Source organism: Collinsella phocaeensis (genome assembly GCF_900119895.1).
Classification (GTDB): domain Bacteria; phylum Actinomycetota; class Coriobacteriia; order Coriobacteriales; family Coriobacteriaceae; genus Collinsella; species Collinsella phocaeensis.
Map to the genome: position 1 here is coordinate 491,762 of NZ_FQLR01000004.1, position 19,090 is coordinate 510,851.

Below are 19,090 nucleotides of genomic sequence, written 5' to 3' on the forward strand. Positions count from 1 at the left end.
CGGCGCCCTGACTTGTTCGCTATTCCACGGCGAGCAGGTCCTCGATGAAGCCCACGCGGTAGTTCTTGAACACGGCCTCGGCGCCGTCCTGCGTCGCGTCCAGGTCGAGGTCGGCCATGATGCCGAAGTCGTGGTCGCCGTCCTCGTCCGCGAAGATCTGGTGCACGTGCCACACGTGCGCCGCCTTCTCGTCCGCCATATCGACGGTAAACATCGCCGCGGAGCGCGCGTCGGCGTCGAGCAGGATCTCCTCGTGCGCCTCGAGGTAGGCGTCGAGCGCCCGGCGCCAGCGCATCTCGTTCATGCCCCAATCGCCGTCGAGCTCGCCGAGCGCCTCGGCGTTCTCGGCGGCCGCGAGGCGCACGCGGCGCATGAGGGCGTTGCGCACGAGCAGCGTGAGGCCGCGGCGGTCGGCCACCACGGCGTCGGTCGCGGCGGGCGGCGCCGCGTCGAGCGCGGCCGGATCGCCCGCGGCTGCCCACTCGTCCACGAGGCTGGAGTCGACGGAGCGCACCACGAAGCCGAGCCACGAGATGATCTCGGCCAGCTGCTCGTTGCGCTTGTCCATGGGCACGGTGCGGTCGAGCGAGCGGTACGCCTCGGCGAGGTAGCGCAGCAGGATACCCTCCGAGCGCGCGATGCCCAGGCGCTGGATGTAGCCCTTGAAATCCGATGCGGTCTCGAGCATGTCCCGCAGCACCGACTTCGGGCTCAGCTCGAAGTCCGAGGCCCAGGGGACCTTCTCGCAGTAGGCGGCGAACGCGCCGGCGAGCAGCTCCTCGAGCGGCTTGGGGTAGGTGATCTCCCCGAGGCGCTCCATCCGCTCCTCGTAGTCCACGCCGTCGGCCTTCATCTCGGCGAGCGCGCGGTTGCGCTCGGCGCGCTCCTGGGCGCGCAGCACCTGCTTGGGGTCCTCGAGCGTCGCCTCCACCATGGAGATGAGGTCCCAGGTGTAGGTCTCGCTCTCCGGGTCGAGCAGCTCGAGCGCCGCGAGCAGGAAGGGCGAGAGCGGCTGGTCGAGCGCGAAGTCCTCGGGCAGGTCCACGGTGAGCGCGTACGCGGGCGCGCCGTCCTCGCCGTCCTTGCATACGACGACCCCGGTGTCGATGAGGGTCGCGAAGATCTCGTCGGCACGCGCCGAGAGGGCGAGCTTCTCCTCTGGCGTCTGGAGGCTGCGCTCGATGAGCTCCTCGACATGCCCGCGCGCGTCCCCGCCCTGCTCCACGATGGAGAGCACCATGGAGTGGGTGATGCGCAGACGCGGCCGCAGGGTCTCGGGCGCGGCGGCGATCAGGCGCTCGAAGGTGCCCTCGTTCCAGGTCACGAAGCCCTCGGGCGGCTTTTTCTTCTTGAGCTTGCGCAGCTTCTTGGGGTCGTCGCCCGCCTTGGCGACCAGCTTGGCGTTCTCGATCTCGTACTCGGGCGCCTCGGCGATCACCATGCCCTCGGTGTCGAAGCCCGCGCGCCCGGCGCGCCCGGCGATCTGGTGGAACTCGCGTGCGCGGAGGCGGCGCATCTTGTAGCCGTCGTACTTGGTGAGCGCCGTGAGCACGACGGTGTGGATGGGCACGTTGATCCCGACGCCGAGCGTGTCGGTGCCGCAGATGACGGGCAGGAGGCCCTGCTGGGCGAGGCGCTCGACGAGCAGGCGGTAGCGCGGCAGCATGCCGGCGTGGTGCACGCCGACACCGCAGGCGAGCAGGCGCTTCAAGATCTTGCCGAACGCCGTGGTGAAGCGGGTCCCGCTCGACGCCTCCTTGATTCTCTCGCGTTGCTCCTTGTCGGCGATGCCGAAGTTGGCGAGCGACTGCGCCGTCGCCAGGGCGGCGTCCTGCGAGAAGTGGACGATGTAGAGCGGGGCCTCGCCGCGCCGCAGGGCGAGCTCGACGGTGCCCTCGAGCGAGGTGGTGACGTAGTCGTAGGCCAGGGGCACCGGGCGCGGGGCGTCGGCGACCACGTCGACGGCCGCGCCGGAGCGGGCGGTGAGCGCGTCGGCGATCTGGGTCACGTCTCCGAGCGTCGCGCTCATCAGCATGAACTGGGCATGGGGGAGCGTGAGCAGCGGCACCTGCCACGCCCATCCGCGGTCGGGGTCGGCGAAGTAGTGGAACTCGTCCATCGCCACGCTGCCCACGTCGGAGTCCTCGCCCTCGCGCAGCGCCTGGTTGGCGAGGATCTCGGCGGTGCAGCAGATGACGGGCGCGGCGGTGTTGATATGGGTGTCGCCGGTGATCATCCCGACGTTGTCGCGGCCGAAGACCTCCACGAGGTCGAAGAACTTCTCGGAGACGAGCGCCTTGATGGGCGCGGTGTAGTAGGCGCGCTTCCCCTGGGCCATCGCCATGAACAGCATGCCGAGGGCGACGAGCGACTTGCCCGACCCGGTGGGCGTTCCCAGGATGACGTGATCGCCGGCGGCAAGGTCCATGAGGGCCTCTTCCTGGTGGTCCCACAGCTCGATGCCGCGCGCCTCGCACCAGCCGAGGAAGCGCTCGAACGCCTCGTCGGGCGAGAGCCAGGGCTCGGGCGCCGAGCCGTCCTCCGGTTCCCACCAGCAGGGGGAGAGCGCGCCGAGCGAGCCGAACTCGATGGAGCCCGTGCCCGCGGCAAACGAGCTGGACGATGGGGAGGCGGTCTGCGGTGCGCGTTCGGTCACGGGGCGTCCATTCTGCCGGGGTCTGTGCATACGCCCACCAATGTAGCACGCCCGTGCGGACGCCGCGCGCTCGGGACCGATCCGCCGCGCGCGGCGCGGGGGCTATCCGGTCCGGGGACCTCCCCGGCGGTCGCGGGCGCGGGAGGGGGGTCAGCGCCCGGCGCGCTTCGCGCGCATCTCGGCGTTGCGGGCGCGGTTGCGGAAGTTGCGGATGGCGAAGTCCATGCCGTGCGGGATGTAGGTCCCCTCGTAGAGGTCCTCGGGGATGTAGTCGTACAGGCTGTCGAGCATGCGCTCGCGCCCCGCCTCGACCTGCTCGTCATAGGGCGCGCCCCCGAGCTCCGCACAGATGCCGTGGACGCGCGCGCCCTGCTCGGCGAGGCGCTCCTCGTACTCGCTCCAGGGGATGTCCGGGTGCTCGGCGCGCGTGTCGTTCGAGGTCCAGCGGGCGCGGTAGCCGGCGGCCTCGAACTGAGGGCGCGAGTAGTCGTAGAGCGGCTCGCTGTCGGTGCGCAGCGTGAGCGTACCGTCCGCCGCGAGCAGCGGGCGGAAGGAGAGCAGGTTGTCGACCGTGGTCAGCCGCTCGTGCGCCTCCCGCTTGCGGGGGTGCGGCGTGGGGAAGTTGAGCGTGATGGCGGAAAGCTCGCCCGCGGCGAACATGTGCGCCAGGCGCTCGCCGTTGCCGGGGACCACGAGCGCGTTGCGCACGCCGGACTCTACGATGCGCTGGGCGGCGTAGGCGATGCAGACCGGCTGCACGTCGACGCCGATGAACAGCACGTCGGGCTCGGCGAGCGCCGCCGCGACGAGGAAAGATCCCTTGCCGCATCCGAGGTCGAGGCGGACCTCCCGGAAGCGGTCGCCGCCGTCCGCCCCGAGCGGCCAGCAGGCCTCGGCCCAGCGCCCCGCGAAGGAGGCGGGCAGGTACTCGATGGCGTCGCGGTAGCGCTCGAGGCGCTCGTCGAGCACGAAGTTCTTGGGCGTGCGTGCGCGGGTGGATCCCATGGCGTCCTTCTCATCGGTCGTTCGCGGTCGTGCGGGGACGGCGTCGCATCCGGGGCCTCCGGCGGATTCGTCCGAGAGGGGATTGTAGGCGAAGGCGGCGCCTGCGGGGCGATATGCGCAGGAAGTGCATGGGTGCGCCGCTGGGAACGGAGGGCCGCAACGCCGCGCACCGCGGTCGCGCCGGCGTCACGAGGGGTGCGGGACCGCGCCCGCATCGCGGCGGCGCGTCTTCCGCCCTTGACTCAGCTCGCGTGCCGCCGGAGCACGAGGTAGCGGTTGAGGTCGCCCGCGGGGCCGTCCGCGGACCAGCGCCCCGCCTCCTCGAACCCGAGGCCCGCCGCGAGCGCGGCGAGCCCGTCGACCTCCTCTTCGGTGAAGCTGTGGCAGTAGCGCAGGGGCGAGGGGTCGTCCTGCCAGCCCAAAAAGCCGTCCCCCGCCTCGAGCCGCAGCGCGGCGAGGGCGGGATCTTCCTCCCGCAGCGCCCCGGCCGCCGCGGCGCGCCGCGCGAGCCGCGGGTCGCGGAGGTACTGCCAGAAGGAGAGGGCGACGATGCCGCCGGGCGCTACGCGCCCGCAGAGCGCGGCCACGAGCGCGCGCCTGAGCGCGGATCCGGGGACGTGGTGCATGAAGCCGAAGCAGACGGCGAGGTCGCAGGGCGGGGCGCCTTCGAGCCCGGCTCCGCCTTCCGGGTCGGCGAGCAGCGCGTCCAGGACGTCGACGCAGCAGTAGTCGAGCTCGAGGCTGCCGGCGAGCCCGTCCAGGGCGCCCTGCGCGAGCGCGGGGCAGGAGTCGACGGCGTGCGCCGCGATGCGCTCGCCCGCGAAGGCCTGGGCGAGGAAGGCCTCGAACCGCAGGTTGCCGCAGGCGAGGTCCAGGATGTCGCGATGGGCGCCCGTCGCGTCCGGGCGCCCCGTCGCACGGCCGTCGGCGCTGTCCTCGCCTGCCGCCCCGCCGCGCCCGGCGCCGCCGTCGCCCTTCCTCCATCCCGCGTCCTCGAGCAGGTCGGCGAGGCGGCACCAGCCGTCCCACCTCCGGGTGCGCGTCGCCGAGAACGAGGCGGCGTGCTTCGCGTAGAACCTGTTGTTGAGCTCGATGAGCGCTCGGATGTCGGCTGCGTCCACAAGGCCCCTTTCGTATCTGTCCCGGTATCGATTGTAGGGGCGCACCCCGCCGCGCGCGCCGTGCGATACAATCACGGGCATGGAAGACATCATCTTGCACATACTCGACGAGCTGCGCCGCGGCCGCGCGGTGGACGACCGCGCGCTCGTCCGGATCGTCAATACCCAGGCCAAGCGCGACGGCGCCGAGAAGCGCGCGTACGCGAAACGCCGGCTGCTGCCCTTCTACCAGCGCGTCCGCGCCGAGGAGCCCGAGCGCTGGGCGTCGTGGGGCGTCACGCCCGAGCTCGAGCGCCAGCTGGTCGCGGCGCTGCGCATGAAGCCGCGCCGCAGCGCCTCGGGCGTCGCCACCATCACCGTCATCACCAAGCCCTGGCCGTGCGGCAGCGACTGCCTGTACTGCCCCAACGACGTGCGCATGCCCAAGAGCTACCTGCACGACGAGCCTGCGTGCGCCCGGGCCGAGCAGAACCGCTTCGACCCCTACCTGCAGGTGTCCGCTCGCCTCACCGCGCTCGCGCAGATGGGGCATGCCACGGACAAGATCGAGCTCATCGTGCTGGGCGGCACCTGGAGCGACTACCCGCGCGCCTACCAGGTCTGGTTCGTGTCCGAGCTGTTCCGCGCCCTCAACGACGGGGCGGTCTGCGGGGCGTCCGCGAACCCGCGCCTGTCCGCAGGGCCCGTCTCGGCGCCGGACCTCACGGCTGCCGCCGCGGGCCTGCCCGAGGCCGTCGCGCGCCGTCGGGCGCGCTACGAGGCGTGCGGCATCTTCGCGGACGCCGCCGAGCTCGAGCGCACCGCCGCGCCCGTGCAGGCCGCCGTGGACGCCGGCGAGCTCAGCTACAACCGCGCCCACGCCCGCCTGTACGGCGCGTCGAGCGCATGGCGCGCGGCGTCCGCTTGGCAGGAGGCCGACCTGGCCGAGCTCGAGCGCCTCCAGCGCGAGAACGAACGCGCCCGACACCGCGTCGTGGGCCTCGTGATCGAGACGCGCCCCGACGCCATCGACCCGTCATCCCTCGAGCTCATCCGCCGCCTCGGCTGCACCAAGGTGCAGATGGGCGTCCAGAGTACCGACCAGCGGATCCTCGACACCAACGGCCGCGGCATCGACACGGCCCGCATCGCGCGCGCCTTCGACCTGCTGCGCATCTTCGGCTTCAAGATCCACGCGCACGCGATGGCGAACCTCGTCGGCGCGACGCCCGAGGCGGACCGGCGCGACTACCTCCGCCTCGTCACCGACCGCGCCTATCAGCCGGACGAGGTGAAGCTCTATCCATGCGCCCTCATCGCCAGCGCGCGGCTCGACGCCTACTTCGAGCGCGGGGAGTGGAGGCCCTACACCGAGGAGGAGCTGCTGGGGGTCCTCGTGGACGACGTGCTCGCCACGCCTGCGTTCTGCCGCATCTCGCGCATGATCCGCGACTTCTCCTCCGACGACATCAAGGCCGGCAACAAGAAGCCCAACCTGCGGCAGCTCGTGGAGCGGCGCGCCGCCGCGTGCGGCCGCCCCGTCCGCGAGATCCGCTACCGCGAGATCGGATCGGCCGACGCCGACCCCGCCGAGCTTTCCCTCGAAGAGGTCGCCTACGAGACGAGCAACACTCGGGAGCGCTTCCTGCAGTGGGTGACTCCCTCCGGCAAGATCGCCGGGTTCCTGCGCCTGTCGCTGCCCGACCCCGCATACGTGGAGCGGCATGCCGCCGAGTTTCCGGTCGCTGCGGGCGAGGCGATGATTCGCGAGGTGCACGTGTACGGGACGGCTGCGCGCCTGCACGAGGCGGACGGCTCCGCGCAGCACCTTGGGCTCGGCCGCGCACTCGTGGAGCGCGCCTGCGAGATCGCGTGCGCCGAGGGCTACCGAAAGATCAACGTCATCAGCGCGGTGGGCACGCGGGGCTACTATCGCGCGCTCGGCTTTCACGATAACGGTCTGTACCAGCGAAGGGACCTTTCGTGAGGGCGCGTGTGGCCGGTCTCGCCGCGCTCGGGTCCCTTGCCGCGCTCGGCGCCGCCGCCTGCGTCCGCCTGGTCCGCCGCCCGCGGGTGCGCACGCTTGCCGGCCCCGACGGCGAGGCGGTCCGCGCCCTCGCCGCCGGAGGTGTGTTCCAGTCCGCGACCTATGTGGGGGCGCGGAGGTTCGAGCCGGTGTTCGCCTACATCCGCGCCTTCGACGCCGCCTTCCTGCCCCGCGGCGCGCGGCAGGGCGACGCGGCGGATGCGCCGGTGCGCCTGCTGATGCTCGGCGGCGGCGGGTTCTCCTGGCCCAAGCACGTGCTCACGGCGCGCCCCGCGGCCCGCATGGACGTGGTCGAGATCGACGTCTCCGTCATCGACCTCGCGCGCCGCAGCTTCTACCTGGGAGAGCTCGAGGAGCGTGCCGGTGCGCGCCTCCGTATCTTCACGGAGGACGGCAGGTCGTTCCTGGAGCGCGCCGCGGCGGAAGGCGAGCGCTATGACGCCATCGTGAACGACGCTTTCTCCGGCAGCGAGCCCGTTCGCGCGCTGGCCTCCACGGGCGCCGTCCGCGCGGTCCGGGCGGCGCTGGCGCCGGACGGGGTCTATCTCGTGAACGTCGTGTCTCGCGGTGGGGGTGGCGACCTCTCCTTCCTGCGCGACGAGGCGGCAACGCTCGTGGGCGTCTTCGCGCACGTCGCCGTCGCGCCCTGCTCGGACGATTGGTGGGGCGGGGAGGACAACTACCTGGTCGCGGCATCCGACGTGCCGTTCGACCTCCCCGGTTCCATACCGTTCGACGAGGAGTTCCTGGGCGCCCCGATCGAGGACGGCTCCTAGTCGCCGCCGGCCCCTCCGCCCGCTTCGCATCCGCTCGCTCGCGCCGGCTCGGTCGCCGTTCAGGGTGCCCGCTCCGTGCGGCGCGCTGCGGCGTTGCCGTCGTCCGGAGGTGCCCGCGCTTCGCGATGCGTTGCCGTATCGACCGCGCGGCCAGCGTACGCGTGCCGCCCGCTGGCCGCGCGGGGCGGTGCTGCCGGATGCGACGCCCCGGGGGCATCGGATCCTGGGCTACAATAGGGTGTTGTGTATTGATTGCGCCGCGCCTGCGGCGAAAGACCCGGGAGCCCGAGATGTCTGATCAGCGGATGGACCCCCTTATGCGCGGTGCGCGATCCGTTGCGCTGTCGCGCCGAGTCGCCCTCGCCGCCACCCTCGTCGGCGCGTCGTCCCTGCTCGCAGGCTGCAAGCGGCCGCATCTCGAGACTGGGGGCCCGATGGGCCTCGCCGACCTCGCGACGGTCCTCGACGGCCCCGCCACCGCACCGGTCTCCGCCACCCTCATGATGGTCGGCGACATGCTGATCCATCAGGGCGTCTGGGTGAGCGGGCAGCGCTCCGACGGCACCTACAACTTCGACCACTTCTTCGCGCAGCTCGCCGACGAGTTCTCGCAGGCGGATATCGCCGTCGTCAACCAGGAGACCATCCTGGGCGGTACCGAGCGCGGTCTCGAGTCCTTCCCGTACTTCAACAGCCCGCAGGAGCTCGGCGACGCCGAGGCGAAGGCGGGGGTCGACGTCGCGGTCTCCGCGACCAACCATGCGCTGGACCACGGATTCGACGGCATCTGCTGGACGCTCGACTACTGGCGCTCCAGGCATCCCGAGATGGCGGTTCCGGGCATCGCCGACAGCCAGGAGGTCGCCGACGCCCCGCACGTCATCGAGCGCAACGGCATCAAGTTCGGCCTGCTCAGCTATGCGGAGCACACCAACTCTATCCCCATTCCCGACAACGCGCCGTTCTGCGTCAAGACCCTCAAGCGCTCGGACTTCGGCGCCGACGTCGCCGCGGCGCGCGAGGCGGGCGCCGATATCGTGATCGCCTTCCCGCATTGGGGCACGGAATACGTCTATGCGCCCGATAGCGACCAGCTGCGCTGGGCGCCGATGCTCGCCGAGGCGGGCGTGGACGCCATCATCGGCACCCATCCGCACGTCATCGAGCCGCTCGAGCTCATCGATGGCCTGGAGGGGCGCCGCGTTCCCGTCTTCTGGTCCCTCGGCAACTTCGTCTCCTGGCAGATCGAGAAGCCGCGCATGCTGGGCGGCATGGCCAAGATGCAGTTTGGGACCGTCGACGGAGAGGTCCGCGTGACGTCCTGCTCGCTCGAGCCGGTCGTCACGCACAAAGCGCTCGATCCCTCCATGACGGTGTACCGCCTGGCCGATTACACCGAGGAGCTCGCCGCCGCCAACTACGTTCGGCAGCATGCGGGTTGCGGTGACTTCTCCGCGCAGTACTGCCGCGACCTCGCCGCACGGGTCCTCGGCCCCGATTACGATCCCGACGCCTGCATCGTGTCCTACGAGCTGTAGCGCTCCTCCCATTCCGCGACCCGCGCGCGCATGCCGGCGATGTCGAGCACGCCCCCAGCGAACCCCTTGCGCACAAGCTCGGCGGCGAGCATCTCGTCGTACTTGTCGAAGTAGGGCACCTCGGCGGGATAGACGAGCTCGATGGGGTCGAAGTCCTCGCGGGCGGCATCGCCCACCACGGAGAAGAACGTCTCCGCGTCCGCCTTCATGCGAAACTGCATGAAGTAGGGGCGCGCCGGGTCGAGCCCCTTGAGGCCGAGCTCATCGGCGCACTTGATCTTGAGCAGGCGCTCGAGGGCAAGAAACGCATAGCTGCCGAGCCAGGGGAAGAGTGCCCAGGTGTCTCCGCCCAGGTTGACGAGCGGGCATGCCTCGGCGCCGACGATTCGCGCGGCGCGCGCGGAGCGCCGTGCCTGCGCAAGGCGCGCCCGTGCGTGGCCGAGCAGGTACGGATAGGCCTCCTGCTCGTCGAGTACGCGCCGCATGCGCTCGAGCACGTGCGTGTCGATATCGCCCGCGCAGTCGCCGAAATACGCCGGTACGTGTCCCTTCACCTGCGTGCAGTACACCAGGTGGCGCTTCCAGTCGACTTCCTCGACCACCCAGCAGCATCCGGCGATCGCGATGCGCTCACCGGGCGGCGGCGGGTTCACGATGGTGCCCAGCTCGGCGGACTCGCACCTCACGGTGAACTCCTCGTTTTCCTGAAACACGGCGTAGAACTTGAACGAGTTGGTGACGCGCTCGCCGGCGAGCCCCACGATAAGCCCGCCGCCCTCCGTCAGCTGCACCTGCTCCGTCTCGATGAGATGGCGCAGCAGGCAGCGGAGGTCGTCGGCGCTCACGCGGTGGAAGTAGGAGAGGGTGAGGACCCGTCCCGCCAGCTCGGCGGGGGAGAGCTCGCCGCAGGAGGCGAGGGTGGCCATCACCTGGTGGTAGAGCAAGCTGTAGGGCAGACGGTCCAGGCGCGGGGGCTCCACCCAGCGATCCTCGCGGTAGAGCTGGACGAGCGCGATGCCCTGGAGCAGCTTCCAGGGAACCGTCTCCGGCATGAGCGAACGCGGCTCGGGCTGCTCCTCGCGCATCACGAAGTGCATCTCGGGCGGCTCGCCGCGTCGGCCGGTGCGGCCCATGCGCTGCAGGAAGCTCGAGACGGTGAAGGGTGCGTCGATCTGGAAGGCGCGCTCGAGCCGGCCGATGTCGATCCCGAGCTCGAGCGTGGCGGTGGCGACGGTGGTCTGCGCCAGCTCGTCGTCGCGCATGAGCTCCTCGGCTCCCTGGCGAAGCGACGAGGAGAGGTTGCCGTGATGGATGAGGAAGCGGTCCGGCTCGTGCCGCGCCTCGCAGTAGCCGCGCAGCGTCGAGCAGACGGCTTCCGCCTCCTCGCGCGAGTTGGAGAACACGAGGCACTTCCTGCCGCGCGTGCGCTCGAAGATGTAGCCGATCCCGGGGTCCGCATCGCGCGGGGCGGTGTCGGTCGGCAGCATGAGCTCGGCCTCGCCGACGAAGGGGACCTCGACGCCGTCGTCTTTCGCGCGCCGCTGCTCCCCGCGACCCGGGGCGCGCACGATCCCGGATGCGCCGACATCCCCGTAGGCGCGGTCGAGCAGGTCCTCCAGGGAGCCGGTCGTGCCGTTCGGGCCGTCGCCGACGCGCACGCAGGAGACCACGTCCGCCTCGATGGGCGCGCCGTCCTGCCGCGCGCGCTCGTCCGCCTGGGGGCCCGTCACGTAGAAGTGCTCCATGGAGAGGCGCCAGGTGCGCCGAGGCTCCTCGAAGCGGGGGATGACGCACCCGCGGCCCGTGCCGGACGAGAGGAAGTCCCCGCAGCGCTGCGGCTCGCCGATGGTCGCGGACAACCCGATGCGCCGGGGGTTCGCGCCCGCCATGCGCGCGAGGCGCTCGATGAGGCAGAGCGTCTGGCCGCCGCGGTCGCCGCGCAGCAGCGAATGGACCTCGTCGATCACCACGTAGCGCAGGTCGCAGAACAGGCGCGGCACCGCGGTATGGCGGTGCATGAGCAGCGCCTCGAGGGATTCGGGGGTGATCTGCAGCACGCCCGAGGGATGCGCGAGCATCTTGCGCTTATGGCTCGCCGCCACGTCGCCGTGCCAGTGCCAGACGGGTATGCCCGCCTGGTCGCACAGGTCGTTCAGGCGGATGAACTGGTCGTTGATGAGGGCCTTCAGCGGGGCGACGTAGATGGCGCCGATGCTCGCCGGCGGGTCTTCCCAGAGCTCGGTGAGGATGGGGAAGAAGGCGGCCTCGGTCTTGCCGGACGCGGTGCTCGCGGTAAGCAGGACGTTCTCGTCCGTGTTGAAGATGGCGTCCGCGGCGGCGACCTGGATCGACCGCAGGTCTTCCCAGCCGTTGCTGTAGATGAAGTCCTGCACGAACGGCGCATAGCGCTCGAATGCTCCCATAGCTCACCTCCGGCCCTCGTGGGACCTCGATTGTACCCTGCTTTCCCGATATAAGCAAACACCTGTTCGTATATTTGCATCGAAAGAGGCTCGGCGACCGTGCCGTGCGCAACGACCCGCGTCCCGTCGTCGCATCCTGTCCGGGGCTGCAGCGGGGCCGGTGCCGCACCCCCTCTCTCATCACTGCTTCGATGGCGCCGCGCTGACGGCCGCCTCGAGGGCAAAAGGTTAAATCTCGTGGCGCCTCGCCCCCGTGTCGATGAAGCCTCGCGCCCGTTGCGGGATAATCTCCTGTCACCCCGTGCCGCGCGGCACGGGGCACCGCACGCACGACCCGCCGGCAAGGAGCACGCCATGTCCATGCACTTCAAGCGCCTGTTGCCCATCCCCAAGGAGATCCGCGAGGAGATGCCCCTGCGCGCCGACCTCGTCGAGGCCAAGCGCGCCTTCGATGCCGAGGTCGAAGCCATCTTCCGTGGCGACGACGACCGCCGCGCGCTCGTTATCGGTCCCTGCTCGGCTGATCGCGAGGACTCCGTGCTTGAGTACATGGTCCGCCTCGCCGGCCTTCAGGATCGCGTGCGCGACCGCCTGCTCATCATCCCGCGCGTCTATACCAACAAGCCGCGCACCAAGGGCACCGGCTACAAGGGCCTGCTGCACAACCCCGATCCGGAGGCCGGCGACGACCTCCTCGAGGGCGTCAAGGCCATCCGCCGCATGCACCTGCGCGTCATCGAGGGGACGGGGATGTTCACCGCCGACGAGATGCTCTACCCCAGCAACTACCAGTACCTCGTCGACCTGCTGTCCTACGTCGCGGTGGGCGCGCGCTCCGTGGAGAACCAGGAGCACCGCCTGGTGGCGTCCGGCGTGCCCGTCCCGGTGGGCATGAAGAACCCCACCGCCGGCTCCACGTCCGTGATGCTCAACTCCATCTACGCCGCCCAGGCGGAGCAGGGCTTCATCTTCCGCAACTGGGAGGTGTCCACCGAGGGCAACCCGCTCGCCCACGCCGTGCTGCGCGGCTACATCGGCCTCGACGGGCGCACCTACCCCAACTACCACTACGAACACCTCGAGCGCCTCGCGGAGCGCTACACCGAGGAGGCGGGCTACGCCAACCCCGCCGTCGTGGTGGACTGCAACCACGACAACTCCGGCAAGCGCCCCTTCGAGCAGCTGCGCATCTGCAAGGAGGTGCTCGATTCCTGCCGCCGCAACGCGTCGATCGACCGCCTGGTCCGCGGCTTCATGGTGGAGAGCTACCTGGAGGACGGCAACCAGCCCGTGGACGGCGGCGTCTACGGCAAGTCCATCACCGACCCGTGCATCGGGTGGGAGAAGACCGAGCGCCTCGTGCTGGAGATCGCCGACCGCGCCTAGCCCAGCGGCCCTCAAAAAGGGGACATGCACCAAATTGAGAGGTGCGGCCCTCAAAAAGGGGGCAGGCACGTTTTTGAGGCGTGTGCGGCGGGGGTCTCGCGGCTCCGCGGTCTAGATGGCCCTGGCGATCGATATCGACCCGCGTCGGCGGTCCGGCCTCGGAGGGCCTCAAACCGGCGCCGGTCCCCAGGTGGGGCTCTATGCCCGCGGGGCGCCGCCGCCCCGGTTCCGAAGGGAGGCGAGGCGGCTGCTAGAATGTCGGGAGACAATCGACGCGTGGATGCGAGGCGCCATCATGAACGAATCATGGCCCCAGGAGCGGGGAGCCCTGGCTGAGCCTGGGAAGCGGATCGAGGTCCTGTGCGCGGACGGGGCGTCCGCCGGGCGGGCGGAAGAGCTCGCGCGGCGCCTTTCGGCTCCGCTGTGCCCCTGGGCGCCGGCGCGGCCCGGCGAGGCCGACGGCCTTCCGATCGAGCCGGGCACGCTTTACCTCAAGGTCGCGCGCGACGGCCTCTCGCTGGCCCGCGACGGCCTTGAGCTCAGGCCCGACTTCACCGAGCTGCTGCCGCGCATCAAGCTGGGGGCGCTTCAGCGCGAGCTGCTCGTCAAGGCGGCGCGCGTGAAGGGGGCCGAGCGGCCGCGCGCGGTGGACGCTACGGCGGGCCTGGGCGAGGACTCCCTGCTGCTCGCGGCGGCGGGGTTCGAGGTGACGCTCTGCGAGGCGGACCCGGTGATCGCGGCGCTCCTGGAAGACGCGCTCGCCCGCGCGGCGGCGCACGAGGCGCTGGGTCCCGTCGTCGCGCGCATGCATCTCGCGGCGGGCGACAGCGTCGCCCATCTCGCGGCGCTGCGGGAGTCCCCCGACGTGGTCTACCTCGACCCGATGTTCCCGGGGCGCACCAAAAGCGCCAAGGTGAAGAAGAAATTCCAGCTCATCCACGGCCTTGAATGCCCGACCGACCCCATGGACGAGGAGGCCCTTCTGCAGGCTGCGCTCGCGGCGCGTCCGCGGAAGGTCGTCATCAAGCGCCCCGTCAAGGGCCCGTATCTCGCCGGCGCCAAGCCGAGCCACAGCATCGCCGGCAAGGCCGTGCGCTACGACTGCCTGGTGCCGCCCCGAGCTTAACCGGGCTGTCCGACGGACCGGCCGACGCCGCCCGCGACGCTGCGGCCGGCCCGGGCGCCCTGCGACATCGCCCCGGCGCGCGCCGGCGGCAAGGCGGCCGTGCGCGCCTTTTCCGGATGGCCGCCCCCGGTCGGCCCCGCGCATTCCCAGCGGCCCTACAGCTCCCCGGAGAACCCGTCGGTCGTCTGGCGCAGGGCCTCGTAGAGCACGATCGCGGCGGCGTTGGAGAGGTTGAGCGCGCAGATGCGGTAGTCGTCCGGATCGATGAAGTTGCCGCAGATGTCCTGGCTCGCGATGGGGGAAGGGCTCGCGCCGTCCGTCTCGGGCCGCAGGGCGTCCGCGCTCGCCCTCCAGGCGTCGCGGTTCGCGAGCGCGCGCTCGTCGGTGAGCATGGGGATCCGCTCGCAGCGCTCGGCGTAGGCGGCGAGCAGGGTTTCGTCGAGCCCCGCGCTCTCCTTGCCGAAGACGAGGTAGTCTCCGTCGCGATAGCCGCCCTGGACATAGGTGCGCCGCGCCTTCTTGGTGAGGAAGTGCAGCCGGCGCGCCCCGTCCTCACCGCTCAGGCCGCAGGCCTCGATGAATGCCTCCCAGCTCGGGTGGACGCGCACGTCGAGGTTCTCCCAATAGCCGAGTCCCGCGCGGCGCAGCGAGCGCTCGTCGAGCGAGAAGCCGAGCGGCTCGATCAGATGCAGGCGGGCGCCGGTGAGCACGCAGGTGCGACCGATGTTGCCGGTGTTGGCGGGGATCTCGGGCTCGACGAGCACGATGTTCAGCATGCGATTCCTTTCGCGAGGTTGCGGGTAGAGGCCGATTCCGAGGCTCGCGTCCGCGCGCGAGCGGCGCGCATGGGCGCGTGCGGCGGCCGTACGGGGTGCGGCGGGCGCCCGGCCGGGCGAGCCGGCGGGTCCCGCCGCAGCGTCGGTGCCCGGCATGCCGGCAGCGGCCGGGGCGGCTCCGTGGCCCGCCGCGGCGTGGGTTCAGCGGGGCGCGGCGGTCCCTAGGCGCGATCGCCCAGCGCCTCGACCGGCTGGTCCATGATCCAGTCGAGTTCGGCGTCCAGGGCGGCGTTGCGCTTGACGCGCGGATGGGCGTTCAGCCTGCCGCGCGCCATCACGTGCGTGACGCGCGCGAGTGCCGAAAGACTGTCGAGCGGGTTGTCGCGCGTGACGATGAGGTCGGCGTCGTAGCCCGCCGCGACGGTGCCGGTGACGTCGCCGAGGCCGAGCAGCTCCGCGTTGCGCTGCGTCGCCGTGTGCAGCGCGAAGGCGTTGCCCACGCCGACGTACTTGGCGAAGTACGCCACCTCGCGCCACATGTCGTACTGCGTGACGTACGGGCAGCTGGAGTCGGTGCCCAGACCGACCGGGATCCCGGTGTCGAGCGCCTCGCGGGCGCCCCGGATGATGCCCTCGCATACGATGTCCCCGTTGACCTTCTGGGTCTCGGTGGAGTGGGTCTTCTCGGGATCGAGCAGGGCGAACGGCAGGGCGGGGGAGATGGTGCAGGTGAGGCTCGGCGCGCGGCCGGGCAGCTGCGCGGTGCCCTCGAGGTAGAGCTCGATTATCTCGGGCGTCAGCGGCGCCCCGTGCTCGATGGTGTCCACGCCCGCCTCGAGCGCGACGCGGACGCCCTCGGTGCTCTCGACGTGCGCCATGACCGGAAGCTGGAGCCGATGCGCCTCGCGGCAGGCGGCCTCGGCGATGAGCGGGGGCATGCGCAGCACGCCGGGCTCGCCGACCTCGGTGGCGTCGAACACGCCCCCGGTGACGAACAGCTTGATGACGTCGGCGCCCTGGGCCATGAGCTCGCGGACGAGCAGCGCGGCCTCCTGCGGCGTGTCGACGGCCTGGGCGAACAGGCCGGCGCCGTGTCCGCCCGGCACGGTGACGCCGGTGCCGGGGGCGATGATGCGCGGCCCGTCCGCGCGGCCGGCGTTGACGGCGTCGCGCACGGCGATGTCGGCGAGCAGGGGGTCGCCGGCCCCGCGCAGCGTCGTCACGCCGCTCATGAGCTGCGTCTGGGCGCTCTTGAGCAGCACGCGCCGCACGACGGCGCGCCCGGGGCCGTTGTCGAGGCGGCGCATGAGCGCCCCGGCGTCGCCCGCGGACACGGGCTTGCCCGAGCCGCAGAGGTGGACGTGCATGTTGATGAGGCCCGGCATGAGGTAGGCGCCGTCCAGGTCGACGACGCGTGCACCCGAGGGGACCTGCGCGATCGCCGCGGGCTCGATGCGGGCGATCTTCGTCCCCTCGACGATGACGGCCATGTTGGGCTGCGGGCGCATGTCGGGGCTGCCGTCGAGGACGGTGGCGTTGACGAAGGCGGTGACGGTGTTTCGAGCGGCCATGGCGGGCTCCAATCTCTCACGGATGCACACAGTGTAGTGTGTCTCCCTCAGGGAGGGGCGCGAGAGGGGGCGCGGGCACGGCGCGGGCGGCGCCGTGTGCCGCACGGGGGCGATGGGGTCCCGCTCACCGTGAGACGATATGAGTTGAACATTGGGAGCCCCTCCCCTTGTAGCTCTATCGTGGGTCGGGCGACAATGGTCGTAACGCCAACCGTGGCCGCGCGCCACATGCGACGGAGAGGGGCCCGCCATGTCCAATTATGTCACAGCCATCGGTCTCGACGTCCACGCGAGGAGCATCTCCGCATGCGCCTTCGACCCCATGACCGGCGAGGTGGTCCGGGCCAGGTTCGGCTACGACCCGGCGTCGGTCGCCGAGTGGGTCCTGGGGTTCGAGTCGCCCAAGGCGGTGTACGAGAGCGGCCCGACCGGCTTCCACCTGTGCCGCGCCCTGCGCGCCCTCGGCGTCGACTGCGCCGTGGGCGCCGTCTCCAAGATGCACCGGCCCGCGGCCGACCGGGGCCGCAAGAACGACCGGCGCGACGCCGAGTGGCTGGCCAGGCTCCTCGCCTGCCGCAACGTCGTCGAGGTGTGGGTGCCCGATGACCGCACCGAGGCCGCCCGGGACCTCTCCCGCGCGCTCGAGGACGCCCGCGACGACCTGCAGCGCGCCAGGCAGCGCATGTCCAAGTTCCTGCTCAGGCACGGCCTGGTGTTCGACGAGACGACGCCGGCCGGGCGCCGCAGGTCGAACTGGACCGAGGCGTACTGGAGGTGGGCGAGGTCGATCGAGTTCGGCGAGGCCGACGACGCGGCCGCCTACGAGCACTACATGGACGCCGTGGAGCGCTGCGCCGAGGCCAAGAGGGAGCTCGAGCGCAAGGTGGAGGAGGCCGCCGCGCGCCCCGGGTGGGCGCCTGTCGTCGACGCGCTCTGCCTGGTGAAGGGCATCGACGTCGCGAGTGCCTTCCTGCTCGCCGCCGAGGCCGGCGACTTCTCGAGGTTCCCGACCGCGCCGTCGTTCGCCTCGTGGTGCGGCCTGGCCCCCTCGGAGCGCTCGAGCGGCGAGACGGAGTCGCGCGGCGGGATCACCCGCGCCGGTAACGGCCACGTCCGGCGCGCGCTGGTCGAGGCGTCCTGGCACGTCCCGATGTCGACGAGGCACCCCAAGAAGCCGAGGCCGGGCCACGGGGTCGCGCCGGCCGTGTCGAGGCACGCCGCGAAGTGCAACCGCCGCCTGCAGGACAGGCGGGACGCCATGTCCCAGGCGGGGAAGAGGCCGTGCGTGGCGAACTGCGCGACGGCCCGCGAGATGGCCTGCTGGGTCTGGGCGATAGCGCTCATGGCCCGGTAGCGCCCGCGGCCCCATAGGAGTCCGACCCCGGGGGCTCGCCGCGCTCGAGGCCGTTGGGAGGCCGTTCCAGTCCTTTTTCTGGGCGGCGGGAGACCGCCACGCCCGCCACGAGACTGCGACCGAGCGGAGGCCCCCAGCCGTAGCAACGAGATGCGGTTCCGACCCGCGGATATTAGAGTGCCGAACGTGCGTCGAGCAGACACGCCCTCAAGCGGCGCGGCCACCGGGTGAAGATAGATGGACCCTGCCCTCCGCGGTAGCTCCGCGGAGGGCAGGGCCTTTTTGCCACTTGACAATGTTCAACTCATATTAAAAAGGATGGAGTCCAGAGCAGCAAGAAGGCCTTCGGGCCGGCTTCTCGCCGTGCCGGGGCCATGGCTGCGGGGCGATTCCCTTGCCCGTGCGCGACGCGCCCGTTGGATGATCGGGCGCCTCGCGGGAGGGCGCCCCGTGGCGCATCATGATGATCTGCCGGAAGCGGCCGTGCCCCTGCCGTCCGGCAGCAGCGCGCCGGCACATGATGGTGCGCCGACAGGAGGGCCCCTGTGCCGCCGCGATCCGGGACGGCACGTCGGCACATCATGATTCGCTGTCAGGCGCGCCTTCCGGCAGCGACGTCGACCGGTACCCGGACCCTGCCGACTCCGGGAGGTTCGTTTCCCGTTTCGGCGATTTCGTCCCTTCGCATCTCCGTCGGCCCGCAGCAGAAAGCGGCCCGGACGCAACCTCGATCGGTGCGTCCGGGCCGCTTGTCGTTGCGGGGCGGATGTGGGGTGCCGGGTGCCTTGGGGCTAGGAGTTCTTCTCGACCTTGGTGCCGCATTTGGGGCACGTCACGCGGATCTTGCCCTTGCCGCGCGGGACGGAGAGCATCTGGCCGCAGTTCTTGCACTTGAAGTACAGCGTGGTCTTGCGGTTGTCCCACATCTTCTGGGCCGTGCGCTTCTTGCGGTCGAACGCCGCCTCGGCGTTGGCCGCGGCTCGGCCGGCCGCCCCGGCGCGGGGTCCGCGGGTGGCGAAGGGGATCTTGGAGACGAGCTCGAGGTACATGTCGTTCTCGTGCGCGCGGGCAGGGCTATCCGGTGAGAACGCGCGGAACAGCGCGACCAGCACGACGATGAGCGCGATGATGCCCAGCCACTGGATGGTGAACAGCGATCCGATAAGGGCGAGCAGCAGGGACAGGCCGCCGAGCGCGTAGGTGAGCTCGTCGGCGCCGCGGCGCCCGTTCATGAAGTCGTTCATGGTGCCTCGATTCTCGATTCGTTTTCGAATAGGCTCGATTCTACCCGTTTTTCGCCCTCGATGTGCCGGCATGGCGTCGGAGGCGGCG

General features: G+C 71.1%; 13 protein-coding genes. 6 read left to right on the forward strand and 7 right to left on the reverse strand.

Going from position 1 to position 19,090, the window contains the following annotated elements; translation table 11 throughout:
- Positions 1-19: 19 nt before the first annotated feature.
- The 3 genes from BQ7355_RS04240 to BQ7355_RS04250 all read right to left on the reverse strand — a co-directional run bounded on the left by BQ7355_RS04240 (position 20) and on the right by BQ7355_RS04250 (position 4,782).
- Complete coding sequence (locus BQ7355_RS04240) at positions 20-2,686, reverse strand: DEAD/DEAH box helicase (protein WP_072415075.1); 2,667 nt, start codon at positions 2,684-2,686, stop codon at positions 20-22.
- A 120-nt stretch (positions 2,687-2,806) separates the two neighbouring features.
- On the reverse strand, positions 2,807-3,661 hold the full coding sequence (gene trmB, locus BQ7355_RS04245; protein ID WP_072415076.1) for a tRNA (guanine(46)-N(7))-methyltransferase TrmB: 855 nt from the start codon (positions 3,659-3,661) through the stop codon (positions 2,807-2,809).
- Positions 3,662-3,903: 242 nt separating this feature from the next.
- Complete coding sequence (locus BQ7355_RS04250) at positions 3,904-4,782, reverse strand: class I SAM-dependent methyltransferase (RefSeq protein ID WP_072415077.1); 879 nt, start codon at positions 4,780-4,782, stop codon at positions 3,904-3,906.
- Between the two features lie 79 nt (positions 4,783-4,861).
- Here BQ7355_RS04250 and BQ7355_RS04255 point away from each other — a divergent pair, with 79 nt between their 5' ends.
- The 3 genes from BQ7355_RS04255 (at position 4,862) to BQ7355_RS04265 (ending at position 9,122) form a co-directional block, all read left to right on the forward strand.
- Complete coding sequence (locus BQ7355_RS04255) at positions 4,862-6,748, forward strand: elongator complex protein 3 (RefSeq protein WP_072415078.1); 1,887 nt, start codon at positions 4,862-4,864, stop codon at positions 6,746-6,748.
- Positions 6,745-7,584, forward strand: coding sequence for a spermidine synthase (locus tag BQ7355_RS04260; protein ID WP_072415079.1), 840 nt, complete (start codon positions 6,745-6,747; stop codon positions 7,582-7,584). The genes BQ7355_RS04255 and BQ7355_RS04260 overlap by 4 nt, the downstream gene beginning before the upstream one ends.
- A 290-nt stretch (positions 7,585-7,874) precedes the next feature.
- A complete protein-coding gene (locus tag BQ7355_RS04265) occupies positions 7,875-9,122 on the forward strand; it encodes a CapA family protein (RefSeq protein ID WP_159430439.1) in 1,248 nt (415 codons plus the stop codon).
- Here BQ7355_RS04265 and BQ7355_RS04270 read toward each other — a convergent pair.
- Entirely contained in the window at positions 9,110-11,545 is a 2,436-nt protein-coding gene (locus BQ7355_RS04270; RefSeq protein ID WP_072415081.1) for a DEAD/DEAH box helicase, read from the reverse strand. The two genes, BQ7355_RS04265 and BQ7355_RS04270, sit on opposite strands and share 13 nt — an antisense overlap.
- A 354-nt stretch (positions 11,546-11,899) precedes the next feature.
- Here BQ7355_RS04270 and BQ7355_RS04275 point away from each other — a divergent pair, with 354 nt between their 5' ends.
- On the forward strand, positions 11,900-12,931 hold the full coding sequence (locus BQ7355_RS04275; RefSeq protein WP_072415082.1) for a 3-deoxy-7-phosphoheptulonate synthase: 1,032 nt from the start codon (positions 11,900-11,902) through the stop codon (positions 12,929-12,931).
- Between the two features lie 295 nt (positions 12,932-13,226).
- Positions 13,227-14,057, forward strand: a complete 831-nt coding sequence (locus BQ7355_RS04280; protein WP_083581689.1) for a class I SAM-dependent methyltransferase — start codon at positions 13,227-13,229, stop codon at positions 14,055-14,057.
- A gap of 155 nt (positions 14,058-14,212) precedes the next feature.
- Here the strand turns inward: BQ7355_RS04280 and BQ7355_RS04285 are convergent, their stop codons facing one another.
- Both BQ7355_RS04285 and BQ7355_RS04290 read right to left on the reverse strand, forming a co-directional pair.
- Positions 14,213-14,833 (reverse strand): tRNA (cytidine(34)-2'-O)-methyltransferase, encoded by a 621-nt coding sequence (locus BQ7355_RS04285; RefSeq protein ID WP_072415083.1) that lies wholly within the window; start codon positions 14,831-14,833, stop codon positions 14,213-14,215.
- 221 nt (positions 14,834-15,054) lie between these two features.
- The gene (locus BQ7355_RS04290; RefSeq protein ID WP_072415084.1) at positions 15,055-16,404 is read right to left on the reverse strand and encodes an amidohydrolase family protein; all 1,350 of its coding nucleotides are present in this window, start codon (positions 16,402-16,404) and stop codon (positions 15,055-15,057) included.
- A 250-nt stretch (positions 16,405-16,654) separates the two neighbouring features.
- Between BQ7355_RS04290 and BQ7355_RS04295 the strand changes: the two genes are divergently transcribed.
- Entirely contained in the window at positions 16,655-17,758 is a 1,104-nt protein-coding gene (locus BQ7355_RS04295) for an IS110 family RNA-guided transposase (protein ID WP_072414706.1), read from the forward strand.
- 791 nt (positions 17,759-18,549) lie between these two features.
- Here BQ7355_RS04295 and BQ7355_RS04300 read toward each other — a convergent pair.
- The gene (locus tag BQ7355_RS04300) at positions 18,550-19,002 is read right to left on the reverse strand and encodes a TFIIB-type zinc ribbon-containing protein (RefSeq protein ID WP_072415085.1); all 453 of its coding nucleotides are present in this window, start codon (positions 19,000-19,002) and stop codon (positions 18,550-18,552) included.
- Positions 19,003-19,090 lie beyond the last annotated feature (88 nt).

Excerpts from the sequence above, each read along its gene's own strand:
- BQ7355_RS04295 (WP_072414706.1), top strand. The coding sequence starts at position 16,655 with ATGTCCAATTATGTCACAGCCATCGGTCTCGACGTCCACGCGAGGAGC.
- trmB (WP_072415076.1), bottom strand. The coding sequence starts at position 3,661 with ATGGGATCCACCCGCGCACGCACGCCCAAGAACTTCGTGCTCGACGAG.
- BQ7355_RS04255 (WP_072415078.1), top strand. The coding sequence starts at position 4,862 with ATGGAAGACATCATCTTGCACATACTCGACGAGCTGCGCCGCGGCCGC.
- BQ7355_RS04265 (WP_159430439.1), top strand. The coding sequence starts at position 7,875 with ATGTCTGATCAGCGGATGGACCCCCTTATGCGCGGTGCGCGATCCGTT.
- BQ7355_RS04285 (WP_072415083.1), bottom strand. The coding sequence starts at position 14,833 with ATGCTGAACATCGTGCTCGTCGAGCCCGAGATCCCCGCCAACACCGGC.
- BQ7355_RS04280 (WP_083581689.1), top strand. The coding sequence starts at position 13,227 with ATGAACGAATCATGGCCCCAGGAGCGGGGAGCCCTGGCTGAGCCTGGG.
- BQ7355_RS04240 (WP_072415075.1), bottom strand. The coding sequence starts at position 2,686 with ATGCACAGACCCCGGCAGAATGGACGCCCCGTGACCGAACGCGCACCG.
- BQ7355_RS04300 (WP_072415085.1), bottom strand. The coding sequence starts at position 19,002 with ATGAACGACTTCATGAACGGGCGCCGCGGCGCCGACGAGCTCACCTAC.
- BQ7355_RS04270 (WP_072415081.1), bottom strand. The coding sequence starts at position 11,545 with ATGGGAGCATTCGAGCGCTATGCGCCGTTCGTGCAGGACTTCATCTAC.
- BQ7355_RS04275 (WP_072415082.1), top strand. The coding sequence starts at position 11,900 with ATGTCCATGCACTTCAAGCGCCTGTTGCCCATCCCCAAGGAGATCCGC.
- BQ7355_RS04290 (WP_072415084.1), bottom strand. The coding sequence starts at position 16,404 with ATGGCCGCTCGAAACACCGTCACCGCCTTCGTCAACGCCACCGTCCTC.